The organism is Lentzea sp. NPDC051838 (assembly GCF_040681245.1).
GTDB lineage: Bacteria > Actinomycetota > Actinomycetes > Mycobacteriales > Pseudonocardiaceae > Lentzea.
Window position 1 is genome coordinate 23,231 of the sequence record NZ_JBFAYI010000042.1, and the last position, 14,524, is coordinate 37,754.

10 protein-coding genes are annotated in these 14,524 nt (G+C 67.6%); 7 read left to right on the plus strand and 3 right to left on the minus strand.

Going from position 1 to position 14,524, the window contains the following annotated elements; genetic code table 11:
• The first annotated feature begins 183 nt into the window (after nucleotides 1-183).
• Together AB0M24_RS43730 and AB0M24_RS43735 are read left to right on the plus strand one after the other, a co-directional pair.
• Nucleotides 184-726 carry a DUF998 domain-containing protein gene (locus AB0M24_RS43730; RefSeq protein WP_363780415.1) on the plus strand — a complete coding sequence of 181 codons (543 nt, stop codon included), beginning with the start codon at nucleotides 184-186 and terminating at the stop codon, nucleotides 724-726.
• On the plus strand, nucleotides 723-2,708 hold the full coding sequence (locus AB0M24_RS43735; protein ID WP_363780365.1) for a glycosyltransferase: 1,986 nt from the start codon (nucleotides 723-725) through the stop codon (nucleotides 2,706-2,708). Before AB0M24_RS43730 ends, AB0M24_RS43735 begins: the two co-directional genes overlap by 4 nt.
• On the opposite strand, the gene AB0M24_RS43740 is transcribed toward AB0M24_RS43735, so the two are convergent.
• From AB0M24_RS43740 to mptB, 3 genes are all read right to left on the minus strand, one after another.
• Nucleotides 2,689-6,369, minus strand: coding sequence for a patatin-like protein (locus tag AB0M24_RS43740; RefSeq protein ID WP_363780367.1), 3,681 nt, complete (start codon nucleotides 6,367-6,369; stop codon nucleotides 2,689-2,691). The genes AB0M24_RS43735 and AB0M24_RS43740 overlap by 20 nt on opposite strands.
• A gap of 512 nt (nucleotides 6,370-6,881) precedes the next feature.
• Nucleotides 6,882-8,111 carry a DUF222 domain-containing protein gene (locus AB0M24_RS43745; protein WP_363780369.1) on the minus strand — a complete coding sequence of 410 codons (1,230 nt, stop codon included), beginning with the start codon at nucleotides 8,109-8,111 and terminating at the stop codon, nucleotides 6,882-6,884.
• Between the two features lie 334 nt (nucleotides 8,112-8,445).
• Nucleotides 8,446-9,981 carry a polyprenol phosphomannose-dependent alpha 1,6 mannosyltransferase MptB gene (mptB, locus tag AB0M24_RS43750; protein ID WP_363780371.1) on the minus strand — a complete coding sequence of 512 codons (1,536 nt, stop codon included), beginning with the start codon at nucleotides 9,979-9,981 and terminating at the stop codon, nucleotides 8,446-8,448.
• Between the two features lie 94 nt (nucleotides 9,982-10,075).
• Here mptB and AB0M24_RS43755 point away from each other — a divergent pair, with 94 nt between their 5' ends.
• The 5 genes from AB0M24_RS43755 to sufC are packed head-to-tail and all read left to right on the plus strand — an operon-like array spanning nucleotide 10,076 to nucleotide 14,519.
• Nucleotides 10,076-10,777, plus strand: coding sequence for a metalloregulator ArsR/SmtB family transcription factor (locus AB0M24_RS43755; RefSeq protein ID WP_363780373.1), 702 nt, complete (start codon nucleotides 10,076-10,078; stop codon nucleotides 10,775-10,777).
• Nucleotides 10,774-12,228 carry a Fe-S cluster assembly protein SufB gene (sufB, locus tag AB0M24_RS43760; protein WP_363780375.1) on the plus strand — a complete coding sequence of 485 codons (1,455 nt, stop codon included), beginning with the start codon at nucleotides 10,774-10,776 and terminating at the stop codon, nucleotides 12,226-12,228. Before AB0M24_RS43755 ends, sufB begins: the two co-directional genes overlap by 4 nt.
• Nucleotide 12,229: 1 nt before the next feature.
• Nucleotides 12,230-13,387: a Fe-S cluster assembly protein SufD gene (gene sufD / locus AB0M24_RS43765; protein WP_363780377.1), complete on the plus strand. Its 1,158-nt coding sequence runs from the start codon at nucleotides 12,230-12,232 to the stop codon at nucleotides 13,385-13,387.
• Nucleotides 13,388-13,392: 5 nt separating this feature from the next.
• Nucleotides 13,393-13,698, plus strand: coding sequence for a non-heme iron oxygenase ferredoxin subunit (locus AB0M24_RS43770; protein ID WP_363780379.1), 306 nt, complete (start codon nucleotides 13,393-13,395; stop codon nucleotides 13,696-13,698).
• Nucleotides 13,699-13,745: 47 nt separating this feature from the next.
• On the plus strand, nucleotides 13,746-14,519 hold the full coding sequence (gene sufC, locus AB0M24_RS43775) for a Fe-S cluster assembly ATPase SufC (protein ID WP_363780381.1): 774 nt from the start codon (nucleotides 13,746-13,748) through the stop codon (nucleotides 14,517-14,519).
• Nucleotides 14,520-14,524: the final 5 nt, after the last annotated feature.

Below are 14,524 nucleotides of genomic sequence, written 5' to 3' on the forward strand. Positions count from 1 at the left end.
CCGCACCCGCAGCTGGGTCATTCGGCCCATTCCTGAAGCACAGCTGAAAAAGGTGGGGCTAGCCCTACCCCGGCGACTCAGGGACACCTCAGGGTCACGTCGGGGGAGTTCCCCATTGGTTGATCAACCGGATCACAAGAGACTTTTGACGTGTTCGAGTCGGGGGCTAACAGGCGGGGATTGGTGGTCGGGGGACTGGTGTTCTCACTGGTCCCGATTTTCTACCTGCATGTCGTGTCGGCAGGGCAGCTCAACCCGGTCACGGACGTGATCAGCGACTACGTGTTCGTGCGCAACGGCACGGGGTGGTTGGCCGCGACGTCTCTTAGCCTCGCGGCCGTCTCCGCGTTACTTGCTGTCAACCTGAGGGGAGTTGGCAGGTCAGCGCGGTGGCTGATCGGATTGTGGTCGGCGGGGCTGACGGTCTCGACGATCTTCCCGACCGACCCGACGGGAGCACCGACGTCGGTGTCGGGCTACATCCACCGGTACGCGGGCGCGGTCATGTTCGTGGCGCTGCCGGCGGCGGGCGTGCTCCTCGCGCGCAAATTTCCGGCCCTTCTCGGTATCGCAATAACGGCCAGCGTGTCGAGTGCGGCATTTCTGGTCAGTCACGTTTCGTTCGCCGGATTCGAGGCGCGCGGACTGACCGAACGCGTTTTGTTCGCATCCCTTTACGGACTTCTCTTCGCCATCGCGGCCCTACAGGTGAGGCGCACGACATGACCATGCTGGCTATCACGCTCGCCGTGTTCGGCGCCGTGTGCTTCGCGCTCGCGGCCCGCCTGCAGCACGACGCGGTCACCGAGACCGGGGCACGGGTCAGCGTTCTCAAGCAGCCGCGCTGGCTCGCCGGCCTCGCGCTGCTCATCGCCGGTGCCGGGGTGCACGCGGCCGCGCTCGGCATGGCGCCGCTCACGGTCGTCCAGCCGATCGGCGTGATCGCGATCGGGATGACGGCGTTGCTGGACCGCCGTTTCCGCGAACTTCCCGCGATCTTGATCACCACCGTGGGCGTCGGCGCGTTCGTGTTCCTCGCTTCCGGCAGTGCGACTGCGACCCAGATCGCACCCGATGCCGAGCTCACGGCCGGTTTCGTCGTCCTCGGCGCGATCGCCGTACCTGGGGTGGTCGCCGCTCTCACTACGAACGCGCGCGTTCGTGCCGTGGCGTTCGCATCGGCCGGTGGTGTCGCGTACGGGTACGTGTCCGTCCTCATGCGCGCCGTCTCGCAGGCGGTGCAGCAGGGCGGGTTCGGGTTCGCCCAGTTCGTGACCGTGCTCGGCATCGCTTTGTCGCTCGCCGTGGGTGGCTGGCTCGTCCAGCACGCCTACGCCGGCGGGCCTCCTCATCTCGCCGTCGCCTGCCTGACCGTGGTGGATCCGCTGGTCGCGGTCGGCATCGGCGCCTTCCTGCTCGGCGAGGCCGCGCACCTGTCCGTGTGGACCGGCGCCGCGCTGATCGCCTGCGCGCTCGCCGCAGCCAGCGGTGTGTTCGCCCTCGCTCGTCAACCTCGTGTCTCTACTCGAACGGAGCTTCCCGTGAACACCTCCAGCGCGCTGCGCGTCGTCATCGCCGCCGACACGTTCCCGCCGGACGTCAACGGAGCCGCGCGTTTCGCACAGCGTCTGGCGGTTGGTCTCGCGTCTCGCGGCCACGACGTCCACGTCATCGCCCCGGACTCGCCGAGGGCCACCGAGATCGACGGGGTGACCGTGCACCGGCTGCGATCGCACCGGCTGCCGTTCTACCCGGACTTCCGGTTCTGCCTGCCGTGGCAGGCTTCCCGCGAGGCCGACGAACTGATCAAGTCGTTGAAGCCGGACGTCGTGCACGTCCAAGCGCACTTCGTGGTGGGCCGGTTCGTCCTGAACTCCGCCGTCGCTCAGGGCATTCCGACTTTGGCCACGAACCACTTCATGCCGGAGAACCTGTTCAGCCACGCGCACGTGCCGGCGTTCCTGCAGGGCCTGTCCCGCAAGTTCGCCTACCGCGACCTGGCGCGCGTGTTCGGACGGGCCGACGTCGTCACCGCGCCGACGCCGCGTGCCGTGCAGCTGTTGCACGAGAGCGGATTCCCCGAACGCGCGGTGCCGGTGTCGTGCGGCATCGACATCGCCCGCTACCAGCGTTCCGTCGTCCACAACGACCGCCCCACGGCGTTGTTCGTCGGCCGGCTGGACGAGGAGAAGCGCGTCGACGAGTTCCTGCGGGCGCTGGCTCGGGTGCCCGGCGCGTTCGGGGAGATCGTCGGGGACGGCACGTGCAAGGCGGAGTGGGAGCTGCTGGCCCGCGACCTCGGGGTGATGGATCGCGTGCGGTTCCACGGCTTCGTGTCCGAGGACGACCTGCTCGACGCCTACGCCCGCTGCGACCTGTTCGTCATGCCCGGTGTGGCCGAGCTGCAGAGCCTCGCGACGATGGAGGCGATGGCCGCGGGCAAGCCGGTGATCGCCGCGAACGCCATGGCGCTGCCGCACCTCGTGCACCCCGGCCGCAACGGCTGGCTGTTCGAGCCCGGTGACGTGAACCAGCTGGCCCAGCGCCTGCACACGCTGGTGCACGACGCGCCGATGCGGGCGCGGATGGGCGCCGCCAGCAGCGAGATCATCTCGCACCACGCGCTGGCGGCGACCCTGGAGCGCTTCGAGGCGCTCTACGCACGGGCGATGGGCCGCACGGTGCCCGTCATCGCACTGGCGGCCTGAGCTCCTGTTGCCGGAGCTTTGCCTCGATCCGTTGCGCGACAACGAGTCCCGTTTGGGAGAGGGTGAGCCTCGTGGGGTGCTCGCCCTCTCCCTCTCCGTTGATCAGGAACCGGTAGAGCGACGCGTGGCCCTCCAGCCGTTCGCGCAACAGCTCCGCGATGTCGGAGCCGTCCGGGTAGATCGCCGGAATCGCCTCGTTCACGAGCTGGAGGCGGATCCTGCGGCGCTCGACCCGGGGCACGTACCAGGACGTGATCAGCAGCAGCGTCAGCCCGAACGCCAGCGCCGTGCCGATCACCGCCTGCCAGCCCCAGCCGCTAGGCCTGATGACCAGCAGGACGTCGGCCGCCGCGAGGTAGCCGATGCCGTAGACCACGGCCCAACCCGCCGTGGCCGCGGCGGGTGGTTCGGCCCGCTCGGTGCCCCACTCGCCTTCGACGCGGCGCCAACGTTGCAGCGACTTGCCTCCCGTGAGCGCCATGTAGACGCCGAACACTCCACAGAGGACCGAAGTCGGGATCACCAGCCATGGCTTGGTGTGCAGCTCGAACTGCCAGATCGCCCACACGAGAGCCGCGGCGGCCAGTGCCGTCGCTGCCTGCTTCCAGCGGCGCTTGATGATCTCGATCGGCCTGAAGTCGGCCAGCACCGCGAGCGGGGTGCGGATCGGTGCCGGGAGCGAGCCCAGGACCAGCAGTGCCGTGACGACCAGCGCCACCCCGGCCACCGTGACCGTGCCCGTGGTGATCTGCGAGCGGTCGTCCGGCAACCGGTCGATCGCGATGGCTGTCAACGGGATCACCGGGGAGAGCAGCACCAGGCCGTGCAGCATCGTGCCGCTTCTCAGTGCCGCGTAACCGAAAGCGCCGAGCAGACACGCCGCGCCGATCGCCGCGCCCGGACCCGCCGCCCACGTCGGGAGCATGCCGAACAACGCCATCACGACCAGCGCGCCGCCGACCGCCAGCCCCAGAAGTCCCAGGAACTGGGCCAGGTTCCCGCCTCTGGTGAGGCCGGTGATCGTCCAGTAGGGGAGCAGCGCGGCACCTCTGACCGCGCGCGTGACCGGCCTGACCGCGGCGAGGCCCGCGCGTTCGGAGTCGGCGACCGTGACCGCGACGGCCGCTGCTGTCGCTGCCGTGCGGATCATCTGGTCCGACGCGGCTTCCTGGGTGAGCGGCTCGCGGCCGATTCCGGCGCGGTCGAACGCGTTCAGCGCGGCCATGCCCATCGTGACCGTATGTTCCTGCGGGAACTCCAGCCGTCGCAGCAGGTCCGCGTGTTCTTCGAGGAACAGCTCGCCTCGTGAGCGCTTGTCCGCGCCGTCGCCCCGGTCGGCGATGATGGCGGCGCGGAGGCGGGGGAGCTCCTCGCAGATGATGCGCCAGTGCAGGCCCCACGCGGCCAGTTCGGCGAGCTTCATCGAGGACGGCGACAGCTCGTGGTCCGCCTCGTAGATGCCCTGCAACTCCTTCTTGGCCTCTTCCGCGCAGTTCGCGACCTGGATCGGCAGCTCAGGACCGAACATGTGCTCGATGACGGTGTTGACGACCGCTTCAGCGCGTTGTTCTGGCGTGCGCTCGTCGTTTTCCGGCCGTCCGAGAAGGTCCATCCTGCGCAGCCGCCGCGGATCGAACAGCACGCGGCACAGCATCGTGGCGCCGTCGAGCCGGCCCCAGATCCAGTCGTTGACCCGCCACGACCGCTTGAGGAACCCGGAGAACCGGCTGAGCGAGGCACCGCCCGCCTTGTCGTCCGCCGTGATCGACTGCTGGGCGAACGCGTTGCGGGTCTGCAGCGACACCTGGACCAGCTCGACCGGCGTGTCCAGCCCTGTCGACGCGTCGTCGGACAGGCACGTGCCCGCGATCTCCAGCGCGAGCAACCTGCTCAGCCACCGTTCCGGTGCGCTGAGCCCTGCTTCTTGTTCCGTTTGCCGCTGGTCCAGCAGCGCGTGCCAGCAGACGAGCCCACCGAGCTTCAGCCGGTGCTCGTCGAGACTCGTGATCACCTGCTGCGCCTCGCCGACGATCCGGCCGATCTCCGCGATCTGCGCCTTCACCTCCAGGCCGAGGTGCCCGTCGATCATGTTCTCGTGGTAGCTCGCGAGCCTGCCGGTCCAGTACTCCTGGCCGAGCGAGTCGGACGGCTTCCACGCGAACAACTCCGTGCGCAGCCGTCGCAGTTCCGCGCGCACCTTGTGCAGCTCGCGTCGTGCTTTGGTGGTCTGCTCTGCCTTGTCCTCAGGCACCACCCAGACGATCCGCTTGAGCAGGTCGAGTGCCGACGCGCCCAGACGCTCGGCCATCGTGATGCCCCACTCCCAGCCGACACCCTCGCGGCAGACAGGGCTGGGCAGCTTGACGCCCGGCACGTACGGCAGCACGCCCTGCGTCTTCTTCCACTTGCGCTGCGCGGACTCAGCGGCCCTGCGCGCCCGTTCGAACGACCAGTTCGCCGGATTCCCCTTGGGCAGCGCGAACTGCTGCGCGGTGAGCTGACGCGCGGCCAGCCGGATCTCGACGTCCTCGTAGTGGCCGAAGAGCTTGTCCGCCAACGAGTAGACCTCGTCCACCACGTTGTCGTCGTTGGCGTGCAACCGTTCCAGCAACGCCATCCGGCCGCCCCTGGAGCTCGCGGCCCTGCGGTTGTGGTCTTCGATCTTCTCGACGTAGGTGCGGTTGGCCTGGCTCGACATGGCGCTCAGGAGCTTGGCCCCGGAGGCGACGGTCGTCGGACCCTTGTCGAGGCTGTCTGCTTGCGGCTCGGAGCCCAGCGGTTCGGCGTGCGGGAAGACCAGGAGCATGACCCTGCGGACCGGCCCGTCCGCCGGCATGCGGTCGATGGCCTCCAGGGCTTCCTTGGTCGGGGTGTTGACGAGCACGCCGCCGTCGACGGCGAACCTTGAGCGGTCGCCGCCGTTGGACCAGCTCGCCACATCCGCCATGTCCGGGCGGTCACTCGTCTTCTGTCCCACGGGGATGAAGCTCGGTTCGAAGGCGAACGGGAAGCTCGCACTGCTCCTGGCCGCGAGCGCCAGCTGCAGGACCCGGTCGTTGAGGGCTTCCTGAGTGAAATCGTCCCTGGTCTCGTCGCTCACCCAGGAGTAGGGATCTCTCCGGAAGTTGAAGCTGCCCTGGTGAACCGACTGGGTCAGCGGCTGGCCCAGGTCGTCGTAGGTGATGGTCGGGACGCCGCCCAGCAGCGTCGTCGTGATGCGCAGGTCGATCGGGCGCTGGTCGGGCTCGGTCGGCTGGAAGTCTGTGGTGAGTCTTGCGAGCGCCTCCTGGAGTCTCGGGAGGAAGAACTCGTCTCCCTTGAGAAGGCTCGCCGGTTCGCCGCGGAACGGTGTCCTCAGGAGCTGTTCCATCCGGCCCTGCTCGGCCCAGAGATCCCGCAGCCTGCTCAGGTCTGCCTGTTTGTTGACCTGGGACAGCGCCAGCGCGGCGCCGTTGATGCCGCCCGCGGACGTTCCCGCGATCACGTCCGCTCTGGCCGTGCAGCCGACCAGATCCAGTAGTGGCTGGTACGTGGTGTTCGGCCTGGTCAGACGGTCCAGTTCGAGTACGACGCCGCCCATCCAGACAGCGAGACTCACCCCGCCGTTGAGCACGACGGCGAACCGGACCTCTTCGCGCGACATGGGCTGTTGCTCGGTCATGCCGCATCACCCCCTCCGGCTTCGATCTTCCCCTGAGTACAAGGTCGTCCGCCGAACGGGTGTGGTTACTGATCCGGTTGCGGTTCCAGCGGGGTTGGCCGCGTGCCGTGCGTTCTGTCGCCTTGCGTGGGTGGGCGCGCGGGTCAAAGACCGGACGGGCTTTGGTTTCGTCATCGCCGCTGGCGCGTCGATTGCGATTGGGGCTTGACTTCGGGGCCCTTGCGAGGCGCTTGTTCGGGCGGAAAAGGTCGGATGCTCCGCACCCGCCCGATCCGAAAAGGGTAGCACCTCGCACCCAAAGTCAAGCCCCAATCGCTTCGCGTGCGTGGTTGCGTTGGGTTGTTCGGGCGGCGGTTATTACCGGTGTTTCGCGTTGTTGTGCTCTCGTTCGGCTCGGCTTCGCCATCGCCGCTTGCCTTCGGCTTTGCGAGATAGCCGCGCGTGCCGCGCGGGGCGTTGTCCGCTCATGGCTCGGCGCACAATGATTCCGCTCACGACGTCCCGGCTTGCGGTTAGGCGGCGGCGTGAATCAGGTTGCGTCTTGGTTTTCGTTCCGGGTCCAGCCATGGCGGCGGATAGAACGTCGGGATGCCGTGGACGAGCTTCACTTCCCACTCGCTTTGGTGGATCAGCGTGTGGTGATGGCGGCAGAGTAGGACGGCGTTGTCGACCGAGGTGTCGCCGTTGTTGGCCCAGTGCTGGATGTGGTGGGCGTCGCAGTGCCGGGGCGGTCTCGTGCAGCCGGGGAAGGCGCAGCCTCGGTCTCGGGCTACCAGGATTCGGCGGATTCCGGCGGGGAAGGTGCGGGTCTTGCGGCCGATGTCCATCGGCTGCGATGCCCCGCCCAGCACCAGGGGGATCACTCCGGCGTTGCAGGCGAGCTGACGGATCTGGTCGGCCGGGATGCGCTCACCGTTGTCCAGCAGGGCCTGGCCGGTCTGGTCGGCGAGGTCGTCGTAGTTCACCGTCACGGTGAGGGTGACTGGCTCGCCGCCGTGTGCAGGGAGCTGGTCGGCACGCAGCATCAGGTCGACCAGCTCGGCCAGGGCATCGCCTTCGCGTTCGGAGCGAGGGCGCGGGTCGGCGCCGGGTTCGGCAGTGTTCGGGTCTGCGCTGGTGCTGGCGGGGCGGGGTTTGGCCAGCGGGTCGATCAGCGCCTCGTACTTCGCACCGGTCACCGCGTCCAGCAACGCCCGGATCTCCAACATGCCGTCCTTGCGCCAGCGACGGTAGTGCTGGTTGACCAGCCGCTCCTGCTTGGGAGCGGCTGGCTCGGGATCGTCCTGATACAGGCCGTAGGCCAGGCCCTTGCCGAAATCGCGCACGGCGAGAGGCTCGTTCTCGCGCGCGACGTCCACCACGAGGTTCTCGACCTCGGCGGGCAGGTGCTTCATCGCCTTGGCGATCTCCGCGACATGCGCGATCGACAACGCCCCCTCGGCCGCCGCCTCGGCGGTCAACGGAAGTTCGGGGGCGAGTTCGCTGCCGGTTGGCGTGATCGTGCTGCTCAACAACGCCGAATTAGCGACCATTTGCCTGGCGGTGTTGCGGTCGCAGCGAATCGCGTGCTGCAACACATACGCCACGTCCTTGTAGCCAAGCTCAGGCCCGGCTCCGCGCCGCTCCAACTCGGCGATTTCCTGCATCTGCTCGAAAAGCTCAACCCGCATCCTCTTCTCCCGGCTGACGACACTGGCCAGCAGCGCGTCAGTCGAGAGGAGTTGGACGGGGGTTTCGCTCACGTGTTCGACTCTACTGCAAGATCACGACCAGATCACACGAAAAAGAAAACACCATCGTGTGAACCGGCCCAGGACACTCCCGTGAAGCCGAATGAACCATGCGATCTGGGTAGCGGTAATGACCGCCGCCCAACCGCAAAACACAACCACGCACGCAAAGCGATTGGCGCTTGACCTTTTCCGCCCGAACAAGCGCCTCGCAAGGGACTCGAAGTCAAGTCCCAATCGCTATCGACGCGCCAGCGGCGATGGCGCAACCAAAGCCCGTCATGCTTTTCAGTCCAAACGCGCAAGGAAGCCAGCGAAGAGTCGGACTGAACAGAAAACCAGTCCCTCACGCCGCCGGATCGGACTTGAGGAACGGACCGACCCGCTTGCGAGCGATCAGGACGCAGATCGCGAACGTGATCACAGCCCCGGCAACAGCCTGCGGGATCGTGTAGGCGCGGCCGTCGAACGCCGACCCCGTAGGCGGCAGCACGACCGCGATGATCGCCGAGGTGACCATGGCGAAGGTGCGGAACTTCGGGCCCACCACCGCAACTGCCAGGGGGAGTGCCGCCCACAGCACGTACCAGGGTTGCAGGACCGGGCCCAGCACCAGGATCGCGCCCAGTGCGGCGCCCAGGCCGTTCATCGACTTGATCCGGCCCTTGAAGCTCCACCAGAGCAGCATCACGGTGATCACGACCGAGATGCCCTGGCCGAGGATGCGGGCCACGGCGACCATCGCGTCGGTGTGGTTGCCCAGGCCGAGCGTGATGCCGATGCCCGCGCCCATGATGCCCAGGGCCGTCGGCGGTGACATCCAGGACTTCACGGTCGAGGCGACGTCCAGGGTCGAGATCCAGCCGAAGCCGAAGCCGGTGGCGAGGCAGATCACCACCACGCCGACAGCGGCGATCACGGTCATCACGCCGGCCACCAGGGCCAGGTCCTTGAACCGGCCGCCGAGTTTGCGGGCCACCATCACGCCGAGGAAGCCCAGCGCGGCCATCGCCGGGATCTTCACCATCGCGCCGCACACGATGATCGCGGCGCCGCCGGTGATCCACGTCCATTTCAACGGTTCGAGGCCGCGCATCGCCAGTTCGAGGCCGACGAGCATCAGGCCCAACGCCAGGCCGTCGTTGTGGACGCCGATGACGATGTGGAAGAGCACCAACGGGTTCAGGGCGCCCAGCCACAACGCGCCGACGGGCGGCACCCCGAAGCGCGCGGCCAGCCGGGGCAGCGCCCACACGATCATCGCCAGGCCGCACAGCACCAGCAGCCGGTGCACGAACACACCGGACACGACGTGGTCGCCGGTGATCATCGCGGTGATCCGGCCGAACGCCAGGAACAGCGGCCCGTACGGGGCCGGCGTCTCACGCCAGATGTTCGGCACACCGCGCGTGAGGATGTGGTCGACGCCCAACGCGTTGGCCGGACCCAGCACATAAGGGTCGAGCCCGCGCGCGGCGATCTCGCTCTGCGCCAAGTACGAATAAACGTCGCGGGAGAACATCGGCACGCAGAAGACCAGCGGCACGGTCCACATCAGCAGCGTGCGGTCCAGCTGGCTGCGCGACGCCAGCCGCGCCCGCCCCGGCCGCACGAACCGGCCCAGCGCGATCCACGCCGAGACGATCATGAAGATGCCGGTCCAGACGACTCCCATCGCGACCGAAGGCATCCGCGAGAAGAGCCCGAGAACAGGCACGCCGTACAGCGGCGAGTAGATCGGGGCGGCACCGCCACCCAGGGATCCGACGGTCAGCAGCAGCGCGCCGATCGTGCCCCAGCGACGGACGATGTCCAGCTGACGACGCTCTCGACCGTTCAAGAGGTCGCTCTCCGGAGTCACGGCTCCGCCGGAAGTGGGCATGGCGGCAGCGTATCCAGCCACGTTCAGCCGTGAGTCAGGTCACCCTGTAGCCGCGATCTTTGCGACCTCCGGCTAAATACGCAACACTGGTGTTGTGAAAAACGCCGAGACCCATCTTGACGCCGTGCCGCAGCACGACGGCAAGACTCGGCGCGCCGTCGCCAGGCTCCTGCTGGAGCAGGGTCCGGTCACCGCGGCGGCTGTCGCCGAGGAACTGGGCATCAGCCCCACGGCCGTGCGCCGTCACATCGACGCACTGCTCGCGGACGGCGAGGCACTCACGAGGGACGCACCCCGTCAGACCCAGCGCGGTCGTGGTCGTCCCGCGAAGCTCTTCCTGCTCACTGACGCCGGACGCGCCCGGTTCGGCCACGCTTACGACGACCTTGCGGTCGCCGCGATCCGGTTCCTCGCCCAGACGGGTGGGGAAGAAGCGGTCAAGGCGTTCGCTCAGAGTCGTGTCGACGCTCTCGTCGAGGGTCACCGAGCGGCGATCGTGGCGCAGGCCACACCCGCCGAACGGGTCAAGGCCCTTGCGACCGCGCTGACCAGGGAGGGCTACGCTGCGTCGGCACGTCACGTCGGCGTGGGCGAGCAGTTGTGCCAGCACCACTGCCCGGTAGCCCACGTGGCGTCTGAATTTCCCCAGCTGTGCGAGACCGAGACGGAAGCTTTCGCGAACCTCCTCGGTTCTCACGTACAGCGCCTCGCGACGATCGCAAACGGCCATGCCGTGTGCACGACGCACATCCCGAACGTTCAACGGATCCCAGATGATGGAGGGGAGCCCGCATGACTGCCGCTGCCGAGCAGCGCACGCCCACCACGGTGCAGTCTCCGCTCACGCAGGAAGAGACCATCGCGTCTCTCGGCAACTACGAGTTCGGCTGGGCCGACTCGGACACTGCCGGCGCGAGCGCCCGCCGAGGCCTCAACGAGGACGTCGTTCGCGACATCTCGGCGAAGAAGGACGAGCCGCAGTGGATGCTCGACTACCGGTTGAAGGCGCTCAAGCTCTTCGACCTCAAGCCGATGCCGAACTGGGGCGCCGACCTCTCTGGGATCGACTTCGACTCGATCAAGTACTTCGTGCGGTCCACGGAGAAGCAGGCCCAGAGCTGGGAAGACCTGCCCGAGGACATCAAGAACACCTACGACCGGCTGGGCATCCCCGAGGCTGAGAAGCAGCGCCTCGTCGCCGGTGTCGCGGCTCAGTACGAGTCCGAGGTCGTCTACCACAAGATCCGCGAGGACCTCGAGGAGCAGGGCGTCATCTTCCTCGACACGGACTCGGGTCTGCGGGAGCACCCGGAGCTGTTCAAGGAGTACTTCGGCTCGGTCATCCCCGCTGGTGACAACAAGTTCTCCGCGCTGAACTCCGCGGTGTGGTCCGGTGGCTCGTTCATCTACGTGCCGAAGGGCGTGCACGTGGAGATCCCGCTGCAGGCCTACTTCCGGATCAACACCGAGAACATGGGCCAGTTCGAGCGCACGCTGATCATCGTCGACGAGGGTGCGTACGTGCACTACGTCGAGGGCTGCACCGCGCCGATCTACAGCTCCGACTCGCTGCACTCGGCCGTCGTCGAGATCATCGTGAAGAAGGGCGGCCGCTGCCGCTACACGACGATCCAGAACTGGTCGAACAACGTCTACAACCTGGTCACCAAGCGCGCCAAGGCCGAAGAGGGCGCGACCATGGAGTGGATCGACGGCAACATCGGTTCCAAGGTCACCATGAAGTACCCGGCCGTCTTCCTGATGGGCGAGCACGCCAAGGGCGAGGTCCTCTCGATCGCGTTCGCGGGCGAGGGCCAGCACCAGGACGCCGGCGCGAAGATGGTCCACCTCGCTCCGCACACCTCCTCGACGATCGTGTCGAAGTCGGTGGCGCGTGGCGGTGGCCGCACGTCGTACCGCGGCCTGGTCCAGGTCAACAAGCGGGCGCACCACTCGAAGTCCACGGTGAAGTGCGACGCGCTGCTGGTCGACACCATCAGCCGCTCGGACACCTACCCGTACGTCGACGTCCGCGAGGACGACATCGCGATGGGCCACGAGGCCACGGTCTCGAAGGTCTCCGAGGACCAGCTGTTCTACCTGATGTCTCGCGGCCTCAACGAGGACGAGGCCATGGCCATGATCGTGCGCGGGTTCGTCGAGCCCATCGCGCGCGAGCTGCCCATGGAGTACGCCCTCGAGCTGAACCGCCTGATCGAACTGCAGATGGAAGGGGCCGTCGGCTGACATGGCCGCCCTGTCGACTCAACCTCACTCCCACGGTCCTGTCGTCCCGGTGACCTCGCGCGCGGAGCACTTCACGTCGTACGACGTGGACGCGTTCGAGGTGCCGGGCGGTCGTGAGGAGATCTGGCGCTTCACGCCTCTCAAGCGTCTTGCCGGTCTGCACGCAGGCGCTGCGGCAACGGGTTCCGCTGCCGTCGAGGTGAACGCATCCGAAGGTGTCACCGTCGAGACGGTCGGTCGTGACGACGACCGCCTCGGCAAGGCCGGTGTTCCCGGTGACCGCGTCGCGGCCCAGGCGTACACGTCCTTCGAGAACGCCACCGTCGTGACGCTGCCCGGCGACGCGAAGTCCGAGCCCACGACCGTCACGGTCACCGGCGCCGGTGCTGAGCAGGTCGCCTACGGCCACATCGTGGTCAAGGCCTCGCAGTTCGCCGAGGGCACGGTGGTCCTGGACTACCGCGGTTCCGGCGCGTACGCGGAGAACGTCGAGTTCGTCGTCGCGGACGGCGCGCACCTCCAGGTGATCGCGATCCACGACTGGGCCGACGACGCCGTGCACGTCTCGCAGCACCACGTGAAGCTCGGTCGCGACGCGTCCGTCAAGCACACCGTGGTCACGCTCGGCGGCGACGTCGTGCGCGTCACGCCGGTCGTGCAGTACGCGGGCAAGGGCGGCGACGCGGAGCTTCAGGGTCTGTACTTCGCGGACGCGGGTCAGCACCAGGAGCACCGCCCGTTCATCGACCACTCGCAGCCCAACTGCCGCAGCAACGTGGTCTACAAGGGCGCGCTGCAGGGCGAGGGCGCGCACACCGTGTGGATCGGCGACGTGCTGATCCGCGTGGCGGCCGAGGGCACCGAGACGTTCGAGCTCAACCGCAACCTGGTGCTCACCGACGGCGCGCGCGCCGACTCGGTGCCGAACCTGGAGATCGAGACCGGCGAGATCGAGGGTGCGGGCCACGCCAGCGCCACCGGCCGGTTCGACGACGAGCAGCTGTTCTACCTGCAGGCGCGCGGCATCCCGGAGGAGCAGGCACGTCGTCTCGTCGTGCGCGGCTTCTTCCAGGAGCTGATCGCGAAGATCGCCGTCCCCGAGGTGCGCGAGCGCCTCGAGGCCGCCATCGAGGCTGAGCTCGAGGCGGTCGGGGCGTGATTCGCGTGTGTGCACTGTCTGATTTGGACGAACGCAAGCCCTTCGCAGCCAACGTCGACGACGTCGATGTGGTGTTGGTGCGCAGCGGCGAGCGGGTGCACGCGCTCGCGGACGTTTGCTCACACGCGGCGGTGTCGTTGAGCGAGGGCGACGTTTCCCGGAAGGGAATCGAGTGCTGGTTGCACGGGTCGTGCTTCGACCTGGAGACCGGCAAGCCCTCCTCGCTGCCCGCCACCGAACCGGTCGACGTCTACGCCGTCGACATCCGTGACGGCGATGTCTTCGTCGACGTCACCGTCACCACGAACTGACTTCTAGCCCAGCGCTAGTTTTATTGGCACCAGGAGAACGGCAAGTCATGGCCACCCTTGAGATCAAGGACCTGCACGTCTCGGTCGTCAGCGAGGACGCTCCCAAGGAGATCCTCAAGGGCGTCGACCTGACGATCAAGGCCGGCGAGACCCACGCCATCATGGGCCCCAACGGCTCCGGCAAGTCCACGCTGTCCTACGCGATCGCGGGTCACCCGAAGTACACGATCACCTCGGGCACCGTCACCCTCGACGGCGAGGACGTCCTCGAGATGTCCGTCGACGAGCGCGCCCGCGCGGGCCTGTTCCTCGCCATGCAGTACCCGGTCGAGGTTCCCGGCGTCTCGATGTCGAACTTCCTGCGCACCGCCGCCACCGCCGTCCGCGGCGAGGCCCCGAACCTCCGCCACTGGGTGAAGGAGGTCAAGGGTGCGATGGCCGACCTCGACATCGACCCGGCGTTCGCCGAGCGTTCGGTGAACGAGGGCTTCTCCGGCGGTGAGAAGAAGCGCCACGAGATCCTGCAGCTGGGCCTGCTCCAGCCGAAGGTCGCGATCCTCGACGAGACCGACTCCGGTCTGGACGTCGACGCGCTGCGCGTCGTGTCCGAGGGCGTCAACCGCTACAAGGCGAACGGTGAGGTCGGCGTCATGCTGATCACGCACTACACCCGGATCCTCAAGTACATCGAGCCGGACTTCGTGCACGTGTTCGCGAACGGCCGGATCGTCGAGTCCGGTGGCCGTGAGCTCGCCGACCAGCTCGAGGCCGAGGGTTACGTGAAGTACACCGGAAAGTCGGAAGCTGCAGCCCTTTCCTGACGTTG